Origin of the sequence: Ideonella aquatica, from assembly GCF_018069755.1 — a bacterium.
Taxonomy (GTDB): Bacteria; Pseudomonadota; Gammaproteobacteria; order Burkholderiales; family Burkholderiaceae_C; genus Ideonella; species Ideonella aquatica.
The window spans coordinates 1-20,747 of record NZ_JAGQDE010000031.1 but is presented as its reverse complement, the minus strand read 5'-3'; the positions used below and the strand labels follow the sequence as shown (position 1 = coordinate 20,747).

The window sequence follows — 20,747 nt, the reverse complement described above, 5'->3', positions numbered from 1 at the left end:
AAGACCGGTGCGCCAAGTGCCTGTTAGGCCACAACAAAACCGGCTTGTCCACAGCGCAGGGCGTCCTCTACTACTCCTACCAATGAGATGTCTATGAAGACAGGTGTGGAGAAAGCAGAGAACTCAATGCGCGTCAAAACTCTTGGACGCCTCGACCGAGGCGGCCGTGTCGGCACCGCGGCTGCCATTGAAGAACAGGTTCAACAGCACGGCAGTCAAGGCCGCCAGCAGAATCCCCGACTCCAGCAGCGGGTGCAGCCCATGCGGCATCTGCTGCGTCCAGCGCGGCGCCACCAGCGGCACCAGGCCCATGCCCACCGAGATGGCGACGATGTAGAGGTTGTGGCGGTTGCCGGCGAAGTCCACGCGGCCCAGGATGCGGATGCCGGTGGCGGCCACCATGCCGAACATCACCAGGCCGGCGCCGCCCAGCACAAACTGCGGCACCGATTCGACCAGCGCGGCCATCTTGGGCAGCAGGCCCAGCACGATCATGATGACGCCCGCGGCCACGCACACAAAGCGGCTGCGCACGCCGGTCACGCCCACCAGGCCCACGTTCTGCGAGAAGCTGGTGTAGGGGAAGGTGTTGAACAGGCCGCCGATCAGCGTGCCCAGGCCGTCGGTGCGCAGGCCGGCAGTGAGCTCGGCCTGGCTGACGCGCTTGCCGGTGATGTCGGACAGCGCCAGGAACATGCCGGTGGACTCGATCATCACGACGATCATCACCAGCGTCATCGTGCCGATCATCAGCGGGTCGAAGCTGGGCATGCCGAAGGCAAAGGGCGTGACCACGTCCACCCAGGCGGCCTTGGCCACCTTGTCGAAGTTCATCTTGCCCAGGCCCACCGCCAGCACACTGCCGGCGACGATGCCCAGCAGCACCGCGATGTTGGCGACGAAGCCGCGGCCGTACTTCACCAGCAGCAACACCACGGCCAGCACGAAGCCGGCGATGGCCAGGTTGTCGAGCGCGCCGTAGCCGGGGTTGTTGACCATGGGCACCGGGCCCAGCTTCAGCGCGGGTGCCGAGGCGCCTGGGGCGGCCGACGCGGCTGCCGCTTCGGCCGCAGCCTTGGCGCCATCGACCATGGCCACCAGCTTGGGCACGTCCACGTTCTGCGCCAGGTTGGCCGGGCCGCCCAGCGCCCAGCCCACGCCCACCCGCATCAGGCTGATGCCGATGACCGCGATGATGGTGCCGGTAACCACCGGCGGAAAGTAGCGCAGCAGCCGGCCCATCACCGGCGCCAGCAGCATGGCGATCACGCCGGCGCCGATGATGGCGCCGAAGATCGCGCGGGCGCCGTCCGGGCCGGGTGTGGCATTGGCCATGGCCACCATCGGGCCGACGGCCGCAAAGGTCACACCCATCATCACCGGCAGCTTGATGCCAAACCAGCGCGTGAAGCCCAGCGACTGGATCAGCGTGACCAGGCCGCAGCAGAACAGGTCGGCCGAGATCAGCAGCGCCACCTGCTCGGGGCTGAGCTTGAGTGCCCGGCCGACGATCAGCGGCACCGCGATCGCGCCGGCATACATCACCAGCACATGCTGCAGGCCCAGCGCGGCCAGGCGGCCGGCAGGCAGTTTCTCGTCCACCGGGTGGACCGTGGATGCGGATGTCATGGATGTCTCCTCGTCTCTTCGTTCAGCAGTCTGTAGACCCCGTCAAGGGATTGGCGCGGATCCGGCTTTGCCGGTCCGCTACCAAAGCCCCCTCGGGGGGCAGCGACCGGTAGGGAGCGTGGGGGTTTAGGGTCTTGCGCCGGCGTCGAACCAGCGGCCGATCAGCGCGCGCTCGTCCTCGGTGATGCCGGTGGCGTTGTTCAGCGGCATCAGGCGCTGCACCACCACTTGCTGGTAGACCTGCGGCGCATGGCGGGTGATCAGCTCGGCGCTGTGCAGCATCACGCCCTTGTTGTTGACCTGCTCGTTGTGGCACATCACGCAGCGCTGCTGCACGATGGTCTGCACGGCGGCCAGCGTGGGCGCCGGGGCGTCGGCCCGCGGCGGCGGGGCGTTCAGGCGGTCCCAGGGTGCGGCCAGACCGATGGCCAGCAGCAGCGGAACGATGCCGGCCACGGCCCAGGCCCAGGGGTCGGGCAGGCCCTTGACGTGGGTCTTGTGGCGGGCCACGAAGAAGTGCCGGATCAGCGCGCCGCCCAGCATGATCAGCACCAGGATCACCCAGTTCCAGCGGTGGCTGTAGAGCATGCCGTAGTGGTTGCTCAGCATGGCCGCCAGCACCGGCAGCGTGAAGTAGGTGTTGTGCACGCTGCGCTGCTTGCCGCGCTTGCCGTGGATCGGGTCGGACGGCTGGCCGGCGGTCATCGCCGCGACGATCTTGCGCTGGCCCGGGATGATCCAGAAGAACACGTTGGCGCTCATGGCCGTGGCCATCATCGCGCCCACCAGCAGGAAGGCAGCGCGGCCCGCAAACAGCTGACAGGCCAGCCAGGCGGCGAAGACCACCAGCACGGTGACCAGCACGCCCACCTTGGTGTCGGCCTCGGGGCCGGCGCCCAGCGTGCGGCAGATGCCGTCATAGACCAGCCAGAACACCACCAGAAAGCCCAGCGCCGCGGCGATCGCGCCCAGGGGCGTCCAGGCGTAGACGCTCTGGTCGATCAGAAAGGTGCTGGCGTTGAACAGGTACAGCACCGTGAACAGCGCAAAGCCCGACAGCCAGGTGGAATAGCTTTCCCAGAAGAACCAGTGCAGCTCGGTGTGGATCTTCTTGGGCGCCACCATGTACTTCTGCGGGTTGTAGAAACCCCCGCCGTGCACCGCCCACAGCGCCCCATCCACGCCCTTTTCCAGCAGGTCGGGCGACTTGGGCCGGATCAGGTGGTTGTCCAGCCAGACAAAGTAGAAGGACGAGCCGACCCACGCGATCGCGGTGATCACGTGCAGCCAGCGCAGCAGCAGGTTGGCCCAGTCGAGCAGATAGGCTTCCATCAGGAACCGCGGTAGGTGGAGTAGGACCAGGGGCTGGCGAGCAGCGGCACGTGGTAGTGGGCGGCGATGTCGGCGATGCCGAAGTCCAGCGTCACCTCGTCCAGAAAGGGCGGGTCAGGCAGCACAACGCCGCGGCCGCGGAAATACTCGGCCACCGAGAACACCAGGCGGTAGCGGCCGATCTGCATGTCCAGGCCGGACAGCAGCGGGCCGCCGTCGGTGCGGCCGTCGTCATTGAGCACGAGGCTGCGGATGACCTGGCTGCCGCCGGGCAGCAGGCGCTCCAGGCGCACCGCCATGCCGGCGGCGGGGCAGCCGTTCATCGTGTCGAGCACATGGGTGCTGAGTCCCATCGGGAGGTCCTTTCAGGTGCCGGGCACGACCCGGCTGGTGACGTGATTGTCTTGCAGAATGGCCAAAAGTGTATACACTTTGGAATACACGTCAACCGCTCATGACCCGCAAGCCCCCCGTCGATCGCCCATCACGCAAGCCGCGTGCCGGCCTGGCTGCGGCCGATGCACCGGTGATGGGCAGCACCGAGCGCATCGTCGAGTCCATCACCACGGCCATCGTCGAGCGCCGTTTGATGCCCGGCACCAAGCTGGCCGAGCAGAAGCTGGCCGACATCTTCCAGGTCTCTCGCACAGTGGTGCGCCAAGCCTTGAACCAGCTCAGCCGCGACCGCCTGGTCACGCTGGAGCCGGCGCGCGGCGCCTTTGTCGCCATGCCCAGCCCTGAGGAGGCGCGCCAGGTGTTCGAAGTGCGCGCCATGCTGGAAGCGTCCATGGTGCGCCAGCTCTGCACCGTCATCACCGACGCCCAGGTGGGCGAGCTGCGCCGCCACCTGAAGGCCGAGCGCGAGGCGATCGCGCGCACCGATGTCTCGGGCCGCACCCGGCTGCTGGCGGACTTTCATGTGGTGCTGGCGCGCCTGCTGGGCAACGAGGTGCTGGCCCAGCTGCTGACCGACCTGCTCAGCCGCTCCTCGCTGATCTCACTGATGTACCAGTCGGCCCATTCGGCCGAGCACTCGCAGGACGAGCACGGCCAGATCGTCGATGCGCTGGCGCGCCGCGATGCGCGCGCCGCGGTGCGCCTGATGGAGCAGCATCTGCACAGCGTCGAGCGCAACCTGCGCCTCGATCCCCGCACCCCAGACCTGGCCGCCGTGCTGTCGCCAGCCCCGACCCCATGAACCCCACCCGCTACCCCCGAGACCTGCGCGGCCACGGCCGCACGCCGCCCCACGCCCGCTGGCCCGGCAACGCCCGCATCGCGGTGCAGTTCGTGCTGAACTACGAGGAGGGCGGCGAGAACTCGGTGCTGCACGGCGACGCCGGCTCCGAGCAGTTCCTCTCCGAGATGTTCAACCCCGCCAGCTACCCGGCGCGGCACCTCAGCATGGAGGGCATCTACGAATACGGCTCGCGCGTGGGCGTGTGGCGCCTGCTGCGCGAGTTCGAGCGCCGCGGCCTGCCGCTGACCATCTTTGGTGTGTCCAGCGCGCTGGCCCGCTGCCCCGAGGTGACGCAGGCATTTGTGGAACTGGGCCACGAGATTGCCTGCCACGGCTGGAAGTGGATCCACTACCAGACCATGCCCGAGAGCGAGGAGCGCGAGCACCTGCAACGCGGCATGGAAATCATTGAACGCCTGACGGGTGAACGTCCGCTGGGCTGGTACACCGGCCGCGACAGCCCCAACACCCGCCGCCTGGTGGCCGACCATGGTGGCTTCGCCTACGACAGCGACTACTACGGCGACGACCTGCCCTTCTGGCTGCAGGTGAAGAAGACCGACGGCACGCTGGCGCCGCACCTGGTGGTGCCCTACACGCTGGACTGCAACGACATGCGCTTTGCGCTGCCGCAGGGCTTCAGCCACGGCGAGCCCTTCTTCCAGTACCTGAAGGACGCCTTCGACGTGATGTATGCCGAAGGCGACGAGCGGCCCGCGATGATGAGCATAGGCATGCACTGCCGCCTGCTGGGTCGCCCGGGCCGGATGCGTGCGCTGCAGCGCTTTCTGGACCATGTGCAGTCGCATGAGCGCGTCTGGGTGACGCGGCGCATCGACATTGCCCACCATTGGCGCGCCGAGCACCCGTTCGACGCGCAGACCGCCTTCATCTGGGAGTGAGCGCGCTGTGCCGCTGACCATCGATCAACTCAATGCCGCCTCGGTCGATGAGGTGACCCGCCTGCTGGATGGCACCTACGAGCACTCGCCGTGGATCGCTGAGCGGGCCTGCGCGCTGCGACCCTTTCGCAGTCTGGCCCACCTGAAGCACTGCCTGGTGCGGGTGCTGGACGAGGCCGGCGTGGCCGCGCAGCTGGCGCTGATCCGCGCCCACCCCGAGCTGGCCGGCAAGGCGATGGTGAGCAAGAGCCTCACCGCCGAGTCCACGAACGAGCAGGGCAAGGCCGGCCTGACCGACTGCAGCCCGGAAGAGTTCACGCGGCTGCAGCAGCTCAATGCCGACTACAACGCGAAATTCGGCTTTCCGTTCATCCTGGCGGTGCGTGGCCCGCGCGGCCTGGGGCTGGACCGCCACGCGATCATTGCCACCTTCGCGCGCCGCCTGAACAACCCGGTGGACATGGAGCGCGCCGAGTGCCTGCGCAACATCCACCGCATTGCCGAAATTCGCCTGAACGACAAGTTCGGCGTGGAGCCCACCGAGGGCAACCGCGTGTGGGACTGGGCCGAGCGCCTGGCCGTGCACAGCGATCCCGGCTTCGCCGAGCGCGGCGAGCTGACCGTGACCTACCTGACCGACGCCCACCGCGCCTGCGCCCGTGACTTGTGCACCTGGATGCGCGAGGAGTGCGGCTTCGACGAGGTGGCCGTCGACGCGGTGGGCAATGTGGTGGGCCTCTACCACGGCGTGGACCCCAGTGCGAAGCGCCTGCTGACGGGCAGCCACTACGACACCGTGCGCAATGGCGGCAAGTACGACGGCCGCCTGGGCATCTTCGTGCCGATGGCGGTGGTGCGCGCGCTGCACCATGCCGGCCGGCGCCTGCCCTTCGGCCTTGAGGTGGTGGGCTTTGCGGAAGAGGAAGGCCAGCGCTACAAGGCCACCTTCCTGGCCTCGGGCGCGCTGGTGGGCCAGTTCAATCCGGCCTGGCTGGACCAGGCCGATGCCGACGGCGTGACGATGCGCAGCGCGATGCAGCAGGCCGGTCTGGACCCGGCCGCGATTGCTGCGCTGCGGCGCGACCCGGCACGCTACCTGGGCTTCGTGGAAGTGCACATCGAGCAGGGCCCGGTGCTGAGCACACGCGACCTGCCGCTGGGCGTGGTCACCAGCATCAACGGCAGCGTGCGCCTGCTGGGCGAGGCCGTGGGCCTGGCCAGCCACGCCGGCACCACGCCGATGGGCCAGCGCCGCGACGCCGCCTGCGCGGTGGCCGAGCTGGCGCTGTTCCTGGAGCAGCGCGCCGCCAGCGTGCCCGACCTGGTCGGCACGATGGGCCTGCTGCAGGTGCCCGAGGGCTCGATCAACGTGGTGCCCGGCCGCTGCCGCTTCAGCCTGGACATCCGCGCCACCACCAACGCGGTGCGCGACGCCTGCCTGGCCGACGTGCAGGCCGAGGCGGCCCGCATCGCCGCGCGCCGCGGCGTGGCGATCACGCTGGAAGAGACGATGCGTGCCGCCGCCGCACCCAGCGCGCCGGCCTGGCAGCGCCGCTGGGAAGCCGCGGTGCAGGCGCTGGGCCTGCCGGTGTTCACGCTGCCCAGCGGCGCCGGCCATGACGCGATGAAGCTGCACGAGGCGATGCCGCAGGCCATGCTGTTCGTGCGCGGCCTGAACGATGGCATCAGCCACAACCCGCTGGAAGGCGTCAGCAACGACGACTGCGAGCTCGCGGTGCGCGCCTTCACCCACCTGACCGAACAACTTGCCGCGGACCACCGATGACCGACCGCTACGCCTCACTCGATCAATGGATCGATGCCCACTTCGACGAGGAAGTGCGCTTCCTGCAGGCCCTGGTGCAGGTGCCCACCGACACCCCGCCCGGGAACAACGCGCCGCACGCCGAGCGCACCGCCGAGCTGCTGGCCGGCTTTGGCATCACCGCCGAGAAGTTCCCCATCCCCGCGGCCGAGGCCCAGGCCCACGGCCTGCAGAGCGTGACCAACCTGATCGCCCGCCGCCGCTACGCCGACGGCGGCCCGGTGATCGCGCTCAACGCCCATGGCGACGTGGTGCCGCCGGGCGAAGGCTGGACGCATGACCCGTATGGTGGCGCCGTGGTCGACGGCAAGCTCTACGGCCGTGCGTCCGCGGTCAGCAAGTGCGACTTCGCTACCTACACCTTCGCTACCCGCGCGATCGAGGCGCTGGGGCTGCCGCTGAAAGGCGGGGTGGAACTGCACTTCACCTACGACGAGGAGTTCGGCGGCGAGCTGGGCCCGGGCTGGCTGCTCCGGCACGGTCACACGAAGCCCGACTACGAGATTGCCGCCGGCTTCAGCTACCAGGTGGTCACCGCCCACAACGGCTGCCTGCAGATGGAGGTGACGGTGCACGGCGTGATGGCCCACGCGGCCATCCCGCACACCGGCGTGGATGCCCTGCAAGGTGCCACGGCGATCCTGTCGGCGCTGTACGCGCAGAACACCGCCTACAAGCAGATCAGCTCGCAGGTGCCGGGCATCACCCACCCCTACCTGAACGTGGGCCGCATCGAGGGCGGCACCAACACCAACGTGGTGCCGGGCAAGGTGGTGCTGAAGCTCGACCGCCGGATGATCCCCGAGGAGGATCCGGTGGCGGTGGAGGCCGACATCCGCCGCGTCATCACCGAGGCCGCCGCCAGCGTGCCCGGCGTGACGGTCGAGATCAAGCGCCTGCTGATGGCCCACGCGCTCAAGCCCCTGCCCGGCAACCGGCCTCTGGTGGCCGCGCTGCAGAAGCACGGCGAGGCGGTCTTCGGCGAACCCATCCCCGAGAGCGGCACGCCGCTCTACACCGACGTGCGCCTGTACTGCGAGCGCGGCATCCCCGCGGTGATCTACGGCGCCGGTCCGCGCACCGTGCGCGAGAGCAACGCCAAGCGTGCCGACGAGCACCTGGTGCTGGAGGACCTGCGCCGCGCCACCCAGGTGGTGGCGCGCACGCTGCTGGACCTGCTGGGCTGAGCGGCGGGCCCGCTCAGGGGTTGACGATCACCTGCGTGCCAGCGGGCATCAGCGCCGAGAAGTCGGTGCTGCCACCGAAGGTGGTGCTGGTGTAGAGCCGCGTGCCGCCGGCATGGTCGTGCAGGCTCACGTCCTTGAGCAGGTAGACGCCGGTGGGCATGCCCACCCAGGTGCTGGCGTAGCTATTGAGCACGGACTTCTTCTGCGCGTAAACCCAGTTCTCGCTCCAGGTGCCAAAGCAGTTGCTCTGGTCGGGCAGGCAGAAGGTGGCATACGCACCCGCGGTGCCCGAGCCGCCCTGGTCGGCGGCATTGAGCGTCATGCGCACGAAGGGCAGGTGGTCGACCGTGCCCTTGACCGGTGTGCTCAGCGACACGGCGGGCGTCAGGATGCGCCCGCCGGTCATCGTCGGCGCCTGGGTGTCGGCGGTGGTCCCGGTGACGGTGAACTGCCGGTTGCCGCCCAAGGCCGTCAGGCAGGCGCTGTCGCAGGAAAAGACGTTGCCGGCGATGTCGCTGCCGTAGACCTCGGTGATGGTCCACAGGCCCGGCTCGGCAAACGCGCCGAAGCGCAGGGCCATCTGGCCCTTGAACGACGGCCAGCCGCCCAGGTGCTGGCCCGTGGCCACGGTTTGCGTGCCGCTGGGGCCACGGGCCGTCATGAAGGTGTGCAGCAGACCGGACAGATCATCGCTGATCTGCAGGTCGACCACCAGCTGGTTCATGTTCTTGCTGGCGTTGACGCTGGTGGCTGCCTGGAGGGACAGCACGGTGGGCGGCGTCGTGTCGAGTGCGCCCAGCGGACGGGCGGACTGCAGCGTCTGCAGCGCCAGGGCACGCTGGGCCGGTGCCATGTGGGGCAGGTCGGTGAGGACGGGGGCCGCAGAGGCTGTGAGGGCCGTGACGGCCGAGAACAGGCAGGACAGCGCGAACGCGCGCGGCGCGGGGGAGCGGAACAGGGCAGACATGGCGTACTTCCTTCGGTGGTTCACCGGCCCTCGGGCGACCGCCACCGCCTTCGGGCGAGATCGCCGGCCGGCACCCCTGTTCTACGCCGGTGCCGGTGGCTCGCCTTGCGCCGCGTCAATGCCCTTCAGTTGGTCGGTGCCGGCACGCTCCAGCGCCGGGTGATGTCGCCCTGGCCGTTGACGCTTTCGAGCTGCACGCCAAAGCCCCACAGCCGCGCCACATGGCGCAGCACCTCGTGGGCGCCGTCGTCCAGCGGGCGGTCCAGGTGCTGGGTGTGGCGCAGCGTCAGGCTGCGGTCGCCCCTCAGGTTGACGTTCCAGACCTGGATATTGGGCTCGCGGCTGCCCAGGTCGTACTGGCGGCTCAGCGCCTCGCGCACGCGGCGGTAGCCGCTGTCATCGTGGATCGCGCTGACCTCCAGTTCGCTGTCCTTCTCGTCATCGCGGATCGCGAAGAAGCGGAAGTCGCGCATCAGCTTGGGGCTGAGGTACTGGCCGATGAAGCTCTCGTCCTTGTAGTTGCGCATCGCCTGGTCCAGCGCCGGCAGCCAGGGCGTGCCGGCGATGTCGGGGAACCAGGCGCGGTCCTCGTCGGTGGGCTCTTCGCAGATGCGCTTGATGTCGGTGAACATCGCGAAGCCCAGCGCGTAGGGGTTGATGCCGTTGTAGCCGCGCTGGCCGACCTTGGGCTGGTAGATGACGTTGGTGTGCGACTTCAGCCACTCGATCATCACGCCGTCGGTGAGGTAGCCGTCGTCGTACATCTGGTTGAGCAGCCGGTGGTGCCAGAAGGTGGCCCAGCCCTCGTTCATCACCTGGGTCTGGCGCTGTGGGTAGAAGTACTGCGCGACCTTGCGCACGATGCGGATGATCTCGCGCTGCCAGGGTTCGAGCAGCGGGGCGTTCTTCTCGATGAAGTAGAGGATGTTCTCCTCGGGATCGGCCGGGAAGCGGCGCGCGGCCTGGGTTTCCTCGGCGGCTTCGGCCTTGCGTGGCAGCGTTCGCCAGAGGTCGTTGACCTGCTGCTGCGCATAGGCCTCGCGGTCGGCGCGCGCGGCCAGTTCCTCGGCCAGGCTCTTCTTGCTGGGGCGGCGGTAGCGGTCGACGCCGTGGTTCTGCAGCGCGTGGCAGGAGTCCAGGAACAGCTCCACCGTGTCCACGCCGTGGCGCTCCTCGCACTCGGCCACGTAGTTCTTGGCGTAGACCAGGTAGTCGATGATCGACGCCGCATCGGTCCACATGCGGAACAGGTAGTTGCCCTTGAAGAAACTGTTGTGGCCGTAGGCGGCGTGGGCGATCACCAGCGCCTGCATCGCCATCGTGTTCTCCTCCATCAGGTAGCTGATGCAGGGATTGCTGTTGATGACGATCTCGTAGGCCAGGCCCATGTGGCCGCGGCGGTAGTTCTTTTCGGTGGCAATGAACTCCTTGCCGTAGCTCCAGTGGCGGTAGTTCACCGGCATGCCCACGCTGGCGTAGGCGTCCATCATCTGCTCGGCGGTGATGATCTCGAGCTGGTTGGGGTAGGTGTCCAGGCCGAAGCGCCGCGCGGTGGCGGCGATCACCGTGTGGTACTGCTCGATCAGCTCGAAGGACCAGTCGCTGGGGTCGGGCAGGGGCTGCGCGGGGCGCTCGGGCAGCGGGCGCGGGGCCAGCAGCTTCTCGCGCGCGCGGCGGCGGTCACCGGCCTCGGGGATCTTGGCGCGGTCGTCGTGCCAGCGGCGGTCCTGCGAGTACTCGCGGCGGTCTGCATCGGTCATGCCGGCGCCCCTTCCTTCTTGAACAGGTCGCGGAACACGGGGTAGATCTGCGCGGCGTCCAGCGCCTTCTTCATCGCGAAGTTCTTGTGGTGTTCGGCCAGGCGCGCGTATTCCTCCCACAGGTTCTGCTCTTCCTCGGCCACCTGCACATAGGCGAAGTAGCGGCAGGCGGGCAGCACGCGCTGCGACAGCAGCTCATGGCAGCGGGCGGAGTCGTGGTGCCAGTTGTCGCCGTCGCTGGCCTGGGCGCCGTAGATGTTCCACTCGCTGGGGTTGTAGCGGGCGCGGATGATCTGGTCCATCAGCTCCAGCGCGCTGGAGACCACGGTGCCGCCGGTCTCTCGGGCGTGGAAGAAGTCGTGCTCGTTCACTTCCTGCGCCTGCGTGTGGTGGCGGATGAAGACCAGGTCGATCTTCTCGTAGTGCCGCGTCAGGAACAGGTAGAGCAGGATGAAGAAGCGCTTGGACAGCTCCTTGCGCTGCTCGTCCATCGAGCCCGACACATCCATCAGGCAGAACATCACCGCCTTGGAGCTGGGCACCGGCGTCTTCACGCGGCTGCGGAACTTCAGGTCGATCGGATCGAGGAAGGGGATCAGCCCCAGGCGGGCCTTGAGCACCGCGATGCGCGCCTCCACCTCGGCCAGCTCGCGCTGTGTGACGGGGTCATCGGCGGGGTGGCGGCGCAGCTCGGCGGCGCGGTCTTCCAGCGCATGCAGCTCGCGCCGCGACTCGCCGCCCAGCGCGATGCGCCGGCCCAGCGCGCCCCGCATCGAGCGCACCACATGCAGGTTGTTGGGCGTGCCGTCGGTGGTGAAGCCGGCGCGGTGGGTCTTGTACTCGGGGATCTCGGCGAGCTGGGTGCGGATCAGGTGGGGCAGCGCCAGGTCCTCGAAGAAGATCTGCATGAACTCCTCCTTGGACAGCGCGAAGACGAAGTCGTCCTCGCCGTCACCGGAGTCGCTGGCCTCACCCTTGCCGCCGCCCTGCCCCTGGCCGCCCTTGGGCCGCTCGATGCGGTCGCCCTGCACGTACTCCTGGTTGCCTGGGTGCACGTACTCGCGCTGGCCGCCCTGGCCATGGTGGAAGACCGGCTCGGAGAGGTCCTTCTTGGGGATGCGCACCTCTTCGCCGCGCTCCAGGTCGCGGATGCCGCGGCCATCCACCGCGCGCCGCACCGCCTCGCGGATCTGGTCCTTGTGGCGGCGGATGAAGCGCTCGCGGTTGCCGATCGACTTGTTCTTGCCGGCCAGCCGACGGTCAATGATCTGTTGCAACGCCATGGAGCATCCTCAGACGGGGGACGGCGACGGACTCAGCTGGACTTGCGGACCCGGAGATACCACTCGCACAGCAGCCTCACCTGCTTGGCGGTGTAGCCCTTGGCCACCATGCGGTCGACGAAGTCCTCGTGCTTCTTGGCCTCGTCGGCGCTGGCCTTGGCGTTGAAGCTGATGACCGGCAGCAGCTCCTCGGTGTTGGAGAACATCTTCTTCTCGATCACCGAGCGCAGCTTCTCGTAGCTGGTCCAGACCGGGTTCTTGCCCTGGTTGTTGGCCCGTGCGCGCAGCACGAAATTGACGATCTCGTTGCGGAAATCCTTGGGGTTGGCAATGCCCGCGGGCTTCTCGATCTTCTCCAGCTCGGCGTTCAGCGCGGCGCGGTCGAAGACCTCGCCGGTGTCGGTGTCGCGGTACTCCTGGTCCTGGATCCAGTAGTCGGCGTAGGTGACGTAGCGGTCGAAGATGTTCTGGCCGTACTCGGAGTAGCTCTCCAGGTAGGCCGTCTGGATCTCCTTGCCGATGAACTCGGCATAGCGCGGGCTGAGCTGCTCCTTGATGAAGGCGACGAACTTTTCCTCGGTCTCCTTGGGGAACTGCTCGCGCTCGATCTGCTGCTCCAGCACGTACATCAGGTGCACCGGGTTGGCGGCCACCTCCTGGCTGTCGAAGTTGAAGACCTTGGAGAGGATCTTGTAGGCGAAGCGCGTGCTGATGCCGCTCATGCCCTCGTCGACACCGGCGTAGTCGCGGTACTCCTGGTAGCTCTTGGCGCGCGGGTCGGTGTCCTTCAGGTTCTCGCCGTCGTAGACCTGCATCTTGCTGTACAGGCTGGAGTTCTCGGGCTCCTTCAGGCGCGTGAGGATGGCGAACTGGCTCATCATCTTCAGCGTGCCCGGGGCGCACTTGGCCTGGGCCAGGCTGGAGCTGCGGATCAGCTTCTCGTAGATCTTGACCTCTTCGCTGACGCGCAGGCAGTAGGGCACCTTGACGATGTAGATGCGGTCGAGGAAGGCCTCGTTGTTCTTGTTGTTGCGGAAAGCCTTCCACTCGCTCTCGTTGCTGTGCGCCAGCACCACGCCGTCAAACGGGATGGCGCCGAAGCCCTCGGTGCCCTTGAAGTTGCCTTCCTGGGTGGCGGTCAGCAGCGGGTGCAGCACCTTGATCGGCGCCTTGAACATCTCCACGAATTCCAGCAGGCCCTGGTTGGCCAGGCACAGGCCGCCCGAGTAGCTGTAGGCGTCGGGGTCGTCCTGGGCGTAGCTTTCGAGCTTGCGGATGTCGACCTTGCCCACCAGGCTGGAGATGTCCTGGTTGTTCTCGTCGCCCGGCTCGGTCTTGGCGATGCCCACCTGCTTGAGGATGCTGGGGTAGCGCTTGACCACCTTGAACTGCCGCACATCGCCGCCGAACTCTTCCAGCCGCTTGACCGCCCAGGGGCTCATGATGCGGTTGAGGTAGCGCCGCGGGATGCCGAACTGTTCCTCCAGCAGCGGGCCGTCCTCGGCCACATCGAACAGGCCCAGCGGGGACTCGTTCACCGGCGAGCCCTTGATCGCGTAGAACGGCACCTCCTGCATCAGCGCCTTCAGGCGCTCGGCAATGCTGCTCTTGCCGCCGCCCACCGGGCCCAGCAGGTAGAGGATCTGCTTCTTCTCTTCCAGGCCTTGCGCGGCATGGCGGAAGTAGGAGACGACCTGCTCGATCGCGTCCTCCATGCCGTAGAACTCGGCGAAGGCCGGGTAGATCTTGATGACCTTGTTGGCGAAGATGCGTGACAGGCGCGGGTCGTTGCGCGTGTCCACCATCTGCGGCTCGCCGATCGCCTTGAGCATGCGCTCGGCGGCGGTGGCGTAGGCCAGCGGATTGCGCTTGCACTCGGCGAGGTAGTCCTCAAGGGACATCTCTTCCTCACGGGTGCGCTCGTAGCGCGCGGCGAAGCTGCTGATCACGTCCATGCAAGACCTCCTGTCGGGCATCAGGCGGCGCGCGCCGGGGATCAGGCCGGCGGGGCGTCGGGGAAGTTCTGATGGCGTCCCGGCTGGACAGACCCGGGCGTCATCAGAGCTTTCCGTGTGGTCAGTGCATGGGGCGCAGCTTCTCGCGGGTCGCTCTTCTGTCAAGGGGCGAGAAACGGCACCATGTCATGGCTTTTCTCGCAAGACCCATGCCGCACGGCTTTGGTTCCGCAGCGGCCTGGACAGCCCCATGATGGCCTCAACGCGCACCGGGTGCATGCGGGTTGACGCCAATCCGGTGCGAACATCGGGGGCATGAACCGCCACCTTGCGTTGCTGGCGCTGTGCCAGGGTTTGTTCCTCACCAACAACGTCACCTTCATTGCCATCAACGGCCTGGTGGGGCTGGCGCTGGCTCCGGTGGGCTGGATGGCCACGTTACCGGTGACCGGCTATGTGGTGGGCGGCGCGCTCAGTGCGCCGCTGGTGGCGCGGGTGCAGGCGCGCTGGGGGCGCCGGCGCTCGTTCCAGCTGGGTCTGTTGGTGGCGATGCTGACGGCGGCCTGGTGCGCCTGGGCGATCTGGCGGCAGGACTTCTGGAGCCTGCTGGCGGCCACCGTGGTGGCCGGCTTCTACAACGCCAATGCGCAGCTCTACCGCTTCGCCGGGCCCGAGCTGGTGGCGCCACAGAAAAAGGAGATGGCGATCTCGCTGGTGCTGGGCGGCGGCATCATCGGTGCGTTTGCGGGCCCCAACCTGGCCAGCGCCACGCGCGACTGGCTGGCCGTGCCCTTTGCTGGCGCCTACCTGGCGCTGATCGGGGTGGCGGCGCTGGCGCTGGTGGCGCTGTCCTTCATCGAGTTCCCGCCGCACCAGGCGCCGGCCCCCGGCGCGGCGCCGGGGCGCAGTGTGCGCGAGCTGGCGCAGCAGCCGGCCTTTGTCGTGGCCATCCTGGCCGGCGCCCTGGGCTATGGCGTGATGAACCTGCTGATGGCGGCCACGCCGATCGCGATGGCGCAGTGCCAGCACCCGTTCTCGGCCGCGGCGCTGGTGCTGGAGTGGCATGTGCTGGGCATGTTCGTGCCGGGTTTCTTCACCGGCCACCTGATCAAGCGCTGGGGTGCGGTCCCAGTGATGGCCGCGGGCGTGGTGCTCAACGCCGCCTGCGTGGCGCTGGCGCTGTCGGGTGTGGCGGTGATGGATTTCCTGTGGGCCTTGCTGGTGCTGGGCGTGGGCTGGAACTTCCTGTTCACCGGCGCCACCACGCTGTTCACCACCACCTACCGGCCCGAGGAAAAGAACCGCGCGCAGGGCGCGATGGACACGGTGATGTTCTCGGTGATGGCCGTCACCTCGTTCTCGTCAGGCGCGCTGATCACCACCCAGGGCTGGACCTGGCTGAACCTGGGCTCGTTGCTGCCGATCGCCGCGGTGGGCGCGGCCCTTACCTGGCTTGCCTGGCGCGGCAACCAAGGAGTACCTTGAGTCTTGTGACTATCACCTTATGGCCCAGTCAACGCATGTCGCGGGTAGCGTGGGTGAGGCAAGCCTCGGAAGTCTAAGGAACTTAATTGAACAAAGAATTTTGTTCAATTAAAATTTCTTCCTCAGCATAGGAGGACTCGATGGAACGCCGTCATCAGGACAACTTACTTAACCGCCTTGAAGAGGCTTGGCTGAACGGGGTATCGCACATCTCTTGGGACGAGCTGTACCACTGGTATGGAGTCGACAAGATTGCGGCGAGGACCTATCGCGACCTTGAGGATCGCTGGACGGCCTTGACCGACGACAAGGCTGGGCGGTTGATGAAGGTGGAGGGCCGCGGGGGTATGTTCGTTTTTGGGGAATCGAGCGCGGCTAAGGTAGATCCTAAACACGTCTTGAACCAGATCTGAAGTACCACGCTCAGCGCGCGGGTCAACGCGTGGCCATGGGATCTCTTGACTCAAAAGGGCCTTCGCGTCAGCCCTCGTCGGCGCCCAGCTTCTCGAGCAGGCCGTTGAGCTCGTCGATCGACGCAAAGCGGATGGCGATCTCGCCCTGCTCGCCGCGCTTGGTCTTCTTCTGCACGCGGATCTCGACCTCGGCGGTCAGACGGTCGGCGAGCCGCTCTTCCAGGCGAGCGATGTCGCGCGACTTCTCTTTCTTGACCCGCAGCAGCGGCGTCTGGCGGCCGGGGTTCAGCGCGTGCTGGACCAGCTTCTCGGCGTCGCGCACCGAGAGCTTCTTGGCCACCACCTCGGTGGCCGACAGGATCTGCTGCGCCGCGGGCAAGGCCAGCAGCGCACGCGCGTGACCCATGTCGAGGTCGCCAGCCATCAGCAGCTTCTGCACCGGCTCGGCCAGCTGCAGCAGGCGCAGCAGGTTGCTGGCGGCGCTGCGTGAGCGGCCCACGCTCTGCGCGGCCTGTTCGTGCGTCAGGCCGAACTCATCGACCAGGCGCTTCAGGCCCTGGGCCTCTTCCAGCGGGTTCAGGTCCTCGCGCTGGATGTTCTCGATCAGCGCCATCACCGCCGCGGCCTCGTCCGGCACGGGCTTGACCAGCACCGGCACCTCGCTCAGGCCGGCCAGCTGGGCCGCGCGGAAGCGACGCTCGCCGGCGATGATCTCGTAGCGCGCGAGCACCGGGTCGCCCACCGGGCGCACCAGGATCGGCTGCATGATGCCCTGGCTGCGGATGGACTCGGCCAGCTCGTAGAGCGAGCCCTCGTCCATGCGCGTGCGCGGCTGGTACTTGCCGGCCTGCAACTGGGCCACGGCCAGCGTGGCGGGGGCGCCGTCGCGGGTCTCGGCGGGCTTGGGGCCGTCGCCGACCTTGGGGCCCAGCAGCGCCTCCAGGCCCATGCCCAGACCCTTGGGTTTCTTGGTTGCCATGTCAGCGTCGCCCGGCCGCCCGTAGGCGCTGACGCGCCCCTCGGGGGCCGCGAACGGAGTGAGCTTGGGGTTGGTTCATTCCCCTATTGTCGGCGATCAGCTGTCGTCGTCGACCGGCTCGGCCAGGCTGCGCAGCAGCGCCCGGCCCTCGGCCCAGTCGCCCAGGCCCGAGTCACCGTTGAGGTGGCCGAAGGGGCCGATCTCCAGCGCCGCCGCGCCCCAGTCGCCGGCCATTTCGTGGGCGCGCTCGCTGCTGCAGTAGGGGTCGTCGCTGCTGATCACGGCGATGGCGGGGAAGGGCAGCGCGCGGCGGATGATCGGCGCCCAGCCAGCGATCTGCGGCGGCGCGTCGGCGCGTTCGATGTCGGGTGGCGCCACCAGCAGCGCGCCGGTCACGCGGGCGGTGTGCTTGCTGTGGGCGGCCCAGGCGGCCACCAGCTGGCAGCCCAGGCTGTGCGCCACCAGCACGGCGGGGCGGGCGTCGGCCAGCAGCGCCTCTTCCAGCTGCATCATCCAGTCGCCGCGCTTGGGCCACAGCCAGTCGTGCTGCTGCACGCGGGTGTCGGCGTGCAGTGCTTCCCAGCGGCTTTGCCAGTGGGTGGGGCCGGAGTCCTGCCAACCGGGCAGCAGCAGGATGCGGGGCGATGTGTTCATGGCGCGGGTTTCTACCGTAGTATCAGCGGTTCTTCGGATTCTTGCGCACGGCTTGTGCGCGCGGGGCAGATCGACATGACGTTCAAGGTGTTCGTGGATGGCCAGGAAGGCACCACAGGCTTGCGGATCCACGAGTACCTCGCGGGCCGTGCGGACCTGGAGGTGCTGAAGATCGATGCCGACAAGCGCAAGGACGCGGCCGAGCGCGCGCGCCTGATCAATGCCTCGGACATCACCTTCCTGTGCCTGCCCGACGCGGCCTCGCGCGAGGCGGCCGCGATGGTCACCAACCCCCAGACCTGCCTGATCGACGCCAGCACCGCCCACCGCACGGTGCCGGGCTGGACCTACGGCATGCCCGAGCTGGCGCCGGGCCAGCGCGACGCGATCCGCGCCGGCAAGCGCATCGCCAACCCCGGCTGCCACGCCAGCGCCTTCGTGCTGGCGGTGCGGCCACTGGTGCAGGCCGGGCTGCTGCCGGCCGATGCGCCGGTCACGGCCACGTCGATCACCGGCTACTCGGGCGGCGGCAAGAGCATGATCGCCCAGTACGAGGCGGGTGGCGATGCGGCGCTGACGGCGCCTCGCCCCTATGCGCTGGCGCTGGCGCACAAGCACCTGCCCGAGATGAAGGCCCACACCGGGCTGGCGAGGCCGCCGGTGTTCATGCCGATCGTTGCCAGCTTTTACAAGGGTTTGGCGGTGAGTGTGCCCTTGCATCTGTCGTCTCTGAAGCCCGGCACGACCGGCGCGCAGCTGCAGCAGGCGCTGGCCGAGTACTACGCTGGCGAGCGCTTCATCCGCGTGATGCCGCTCTCGGACCCGGACACCCTGGCCGACGGCTTCTTCGACGTGCAGGCCTGCAACGACACCAACCGGGTGGACCTGTTCGTCTTCGCCAACGACACCCAGGCGGTGGTGATGGCGCGGCTGGACAACCTGGGCAAGGGTGCCAGCGGCGCCGCGGTGCAGGCGATGAATGTGCACCTGGGCTGCGAGGAGTCGCTGGGCCTGTGAGGCCGGCGACCCCAGGCGCCCCTCACTGCACCACCAGCTCGACCCGGCGGTTGCGCGCGCGGCCGTCCTCGGCCACATTGCTGGCCAGCGGTGCCAGGTTGGCCACGCCGCGCGGCTGCAGGCGGCGCGCGTCGATCTTGTAGGGCGCGCCGCTCAGCGCGGCCACCACCGCCTGCGCGCGCTGCTGCGACAGCGCCAGGTTGGCGTCCAGGCTGCCCTGGTTGTCGGTGTGGCCGACGATGTAGACCTTCAGCGCGGGCTGGCTTTGCAGCAGCTTGGCCATCTCGTCGAGCTGGGCCTTGGACTCGGGCTTGATGTCGGCCTTGCCGGTGTCGAAGAACAGGCCGTACAGCGCGATCTTGCCCTCGGCTTGCAGGCCGGCCTGCAGCGCCTTGGCGTCCACTGTGACCTGACCGGTGGGCATGGCCTTGGGCTCGACGATTTCCAGGTAGGTGGCGGTGGTGCGGGTGTCTTCGCCGACGGCACTGGAGGTATAGGTGAGCACATACACCTCACGACCGCCTTGGTTCAGGGTACCTACCAGCATGCGGCCGTCGTAGTTCAGCGGCGAGGAGACGTTGTAGGTGCCGCTGTTGACGCTGGCGATCGAGCCCTTGGACCAGGCCATGCCGGCGTCGATGTCGGCGGTCTTGGTCCATGAGAAATAGAGCTTGCTGCAGTCGCGGTCACAGGAGTAGAGCTTCTTCAGGCCGGCCGCCTGTAGGGCGGACTCGTAGTTGCGGTGCACTTCCAGCGGGGTCTTGCCCAGCGGTGCCAGGTAGACCAGGCGGGTGAGCTTGCCCTCGACGATGCGCGTGTCCAGCAGCTTGGAGCGGCCGTCGCTGCTTTCGCGGTCGGACAGTGGCAGCAGGGCCTGGTCCCAGTCGGCCTTCTTGAAGCCCACCAGGGTGGAGCCGGCGAAGCGCTTGACCAGCGGATGGTCGGCGCTGCCGGGCAGGTCGGCGTAGCTGGAGGTGGCGGACCAGGCCGGTGCGGCCAGCAGCAGGCACGACAGCAGGGTGGCGGCGCGGCGCAGCGCGCTGCGGCGAAGAACTGACATGGATCGACTCCCTGGGATCACGTTGGTGTGAGCACCCACAACGCGTGAGAAGCCCAGCCGGTGGACCGGCTGCGCAGGAGTCTAGCGCGGGTTCAGGGGCTGCCGACGCGCTGCACCATCTCGCGCGCGAACTCGACAAAGGCCTGCGCGCCCTTGGACGCCGGATCGAAGACCACGCCCGGCAGGCCGTAGCTGGGCGCCTCGGCCAGGCGCACATTGCGCGGGATGACGGTGTTGAAGACCTTGTCGCCGAAGTGCGACTTGAGCTGGTCGCTGACCTGGGTCTGCAGCGTGATGCGGGGGTCGAACATCACCCGCAGCAGGCCGATCAGCTGCAGGTCGCGGTTGAGGTTGGCGTGGACCTGCTTGATGGTGTTGACCAGGTCGGTCAGGCCTTCGAGCGCGAAGTACTCGCACTGCATCGGCACGATCACGCCGTGGGCGCTGCACAGGCCGTTGAGGGTGAGCAGGCTCAGCGACGGCGGGCAGTCGATCAGCACGAAGTCGTAGTCGGCCTCGGCAGCCTTCAGCGCGCGGCGCAGGCGTTCGTTGCGGTGCTCCAGGGGGACCAGCTCGACCTCGGCACCGGCCAGCTCGCGGTTGGCGCCCAGCACGTCGTAGCCGGCCTTCTCGGCGCGGGCGCGGGCCTCGGCCACGCTGGCGCTTTCCAGCAGCACGTCGTAGACGCTCATCTCCAGGCTGCGCTTGTCCACGCCCGAGCCCATCGTGGCATTGCCTTGCGGGTCCAGGTCAACCAGCAGCACGCGCTGCCCCACCTTGGCCAGGCCGGCGGCCAGATTGACGCAGGTGGTCGTCTTGCCGACGCCGCCTTTCTGGTTGGCGATGCAGAAGATGCGGGACATGGTGGGCTGGGATGGGCGCGTGGGGGGCGGGGCGATTGTCGCTGGAGTCGACCAGTGGTTGGCGGCTTTCTGCCCACAGCGGCCGTAGGCCGCTGTGGGCCTCGACCGCTGCAGTATGCCAACGGTGGATTCAGCCAAGGACTGAGCGGCCTGGGGATGGCGGCGCTGTCGGGGGCGCCGAGGAGCGCAGACGCCC

General features: G+C 68.0%; 18 protein-coding genes. 7 read left to right on the top strand and 11 right to left on the bottom strand.

Features of this window, described 5'->3' with window-relative positions:
- Window positions 1-123: 123 nt before the first annotated feature.
- The 3 genes from KAK06_RS21490 to uraH all read right to left on the bottom strand — a co-directional run bounded on the left by KAK06_RS21490 (window position 124) and on the right by uraH (window position 3,314).
- Window positions 124-1,629: a nucleobase:cation symporter-2 family protein gene (locus KAK06_RS21490; protein WP_210804208.1), complete on the bottom strand. Its 1,506-nt coding sequence runs from the start codon at window positions 1,627-1,629 to the stop codon at window positions 124-126.
- Between the two features lie 126 nt (window positions 1,630-1,755).
- Entirely contained in the window at window positions 1,756-2,961 is a 1,206-nt protein-coding gene (locus tag KAK06_RS21485) for a urate hydroxylase PuuD (protein WP_210804207.1), read from the bottom strand.
- Complete coding sequence (gene uraH / locus KAK06_RS21480) at window positions 2,961-3,314, bottom strand: hydroxyisourate hydrolase (RefSeq protein ID WP_210804206.1); 354 nt, start codon at window positions 3,312-3,314, stop codon at window positions 2,961-2,963. Before uraH ends, KAK06_RS21485 begins: the two co-directional genes overlap by 1 nt.
- 101 nt (window positions 3,315-3,415) lie before the next feature.
- Here uraH and KAK06_RS21475 point away from each other — a divergent pair, with 101 nt between their 5' ends.
- From KAK06_RS21475 to KAK06_RS21460, 4 genes are read left to right on the top strand one after another with little or no spacing between them, the layout of a single operon-like run.
- On the top strand, window positions 3,416-4,159 hold the full coding sequence (locus tag KAK06_RS21475; protein ID WP_210804205.1) for a GntR family transcriptional regulator: 744 nt from the start codon (window positions 3,416-3,418) through the stop codon (window positions 4,157-4,159).
- Window positions 4,156-5,103 (top strand): allantoinase PuuE, encoded by a 948-nt coding sequence (gene puuE / locus KAK06_RS21470; RefSeq protein ID WP_210804204.1) that lies wholly within the window; start codon window positions 4,156-4,158, stop codon window positions 5,101-5,103. Before KAK06_RS21475 ends, puuE begins: the two co-directional genes overlap by 4 nt.
- Before the next feature lie 7 nt (window positions 5,104-5,110).
- Window positions 5,111-6,889 carry a 2-oxo-4-hydroxy-4-carboxy-5-ureidoimidazoline decarboxylase gene (gene uraD, locus KAK06_RS21465; protein ID WP_210804203.1) on the top strand — a complete coding sequence of 593 codons (1,779 nt, stop codon included), beginning with the start codon at window positions 5,111-5,113 and terminating at the stop codon, window positions 6,887-6,889.
- Window positions 6,886-8,115 carry a M20 family metallopeptidase gene (locus KAK06_RS21460; protein ID WP_210804202.1) on the top strand — a complete coding sequence of 410 codons (1,230 nt, stop codon included), beginning with the start codon at window positions 6,886-6,888 and terminating at the stop codon, window positions 8,113-8,115. The genes uraD and KAK06_RS21460 overlap by 4 nt, the downstream gene beginning before the upstream one ends.
- A 13-nt stretch (window positions 8,116-8,128) precedes the next feature.
- On the opposite strand, the gene KAK06_RS21455 is transcribed toward KAK06_RS21460, so the two are convergent.
- The 4 genes from KAK06_RS21455 to KAK06_RS21440 all read right to left on the bottom strand — a co-directional run bounded on the left by KAK06_RS21455 (window position 8,129) and on the right by KAK06_RS21440 (window position 14,080).
- Complete coding sequence (locus KAK06_RS21455) at window positions 8,129-9,082, bottom strand: hypothetical protein (RefSeq protein ID WP_210804201.1); 954 nt, start codon at window positions 9,080-9,082, stop codon at window positions 8,129-8,131.
- A 125-nt stretch (window positions 9,083-9,207) separates the two neighbouring features.
- Window positions 9,208-10,842, bottom strand: a complete 1,635-nt coding sequence (locus tag KAK06_RS21450) for a SpoVR family protein (RefSeq protein WP_210804200.1) — start codon at window positions 10,840-10,842, stop codon at window positions 9,208-9,210.
- Window positions 10,839-12,125 carry a YeaH/YhbH family protein gene (locus KAK06_RS21445; RefSeq protein WP_210804199.1) on the bottom strand — a complete coding sequence of 429 codons (1,287 nt, stop codon included), beginning with the start codon at window positions 12,123-12,125 and terminating at the stop codon, window positions 10,839-10,841. The genes KAK06_RS21450 and KAK06_RS21445 overlap by 4 nt, the downstream gene beginning before the upstream one ends.
- Before the next feature lie 32 nt (window positions 12,126-12,157).
- Window positions 12,158-14,080, bottom strand: a complete 1,923-nt coding sequence (locus tag KAK06_RS21440; protein WP_210804198.1) for a PrkA family serine protein kinase — start codon at window positions 14,078-14,080, stop codon at window positions 12,158-12,160.
- Window positions 14,081-14,395: 315 nt separating this feature from the next.
- Between KAK06_RS21440 and KAK06_RS21435 the strand changes: the two genes are divergently transcribed.
- Window positions 14,396-15,565, top strand: coding sequence for an MFS transporter (locus KAK06_RS21435; protein ID WP_210804197.1), 1,170 nt, complete (start codon window positions 14,396-14,398; stop codon window positions 15,563-15,565).
- Between the two features lie 140 nt (window positions 15,566-15,705).
- Window positions 15,706-15,978, top strand: coding sequence for a hypothetical protein (locus KAK06_RS21430; RefSeq protein ID WP_210804196.1), 273 nt, complete (start codon window positions 15,706-15,708; stop codon window positions 15,976-15,978).
- 67 nt (window positions 15,979-16,045) lie between these two features.
- On the opposite strand, the gene KAK06_RS21425 is transcribed toward KAK06_RS21430, so the two are convergent.
- Window positions 16,046-16,957 (bottom strand): ParB/RepB/Spo0J family partition protein, encoded by a 912-nt coding sequence (locus KAK06_RS21425; RefSeq protein ID WP_210804195.1) that lies wholly within the window; start codon window positions 16,955-16,957, stop codon window positions 16,046-16,048.
- Window positions 16,958-17,053: 96 nt separating this feature from the next.
- Window positions 17,054-17,611 (bottom strand): RBBP9/YdeN family alpha/beta hydrolase, encoded by a 558-nt coding sequence (locus tag KAK06_RS21420; RefSeq protein WP_210804194.1) that lies wholly within the window; start codon window positions 17,609-17,611, stop codon window positions 17,054-17,056.
- Between the two features lie 75 nt (window positions 17,612-17,686).
- On the opposite strand from KAK06_RS21420, the gene argC reads away from it, so the two are divergent.
- On the top strand, window positions 17,687-18,628 hold the full coding sequence (gene argC / locus KAK06_RS21415; RefSeq protein WP_210804193.1) for an N-acetyl-gamma-glutamyl-phosphate reductase: 942 nt from the start codon (window positions 17,687-17,689) through the stop codon (window positions 18,626-18,628).
- A 22-nt stretch (window positions 18,629-18,650) separates the two neighbouring features.
- Here argC and KAK06_RS21410 read toward each other — a convergent pair whose 3' ends face one another.
- Both KAK06_RS21410 and KAK06_RS21405 read right to left on the bottom strand, forming a co-directional pair.
- Window positions 18,651-19,688, bottom strand: coding sequence for an OmpA family protein (locus KAK06_RS21410; RefSeq protein WP_210804192.1), 1,038 nt, complete (start codon window positions 19,686-19,688; stop codon window positions 18,651-18,653).
- A gap of 92 nt (window positions 19,689-19,780) precedes the next feature.
- Entirely contained in the window at window positions 19,781-20,551 is a 771-nt protein-coding gene (locus tag KAK06_RS21405; RefSeq protein WP_210804191.1) for a ParA family protein, read from the bottom strand.
- Between the last annotated feature and the right edge of the window lie 196 nt (window positions 20,552-20,747).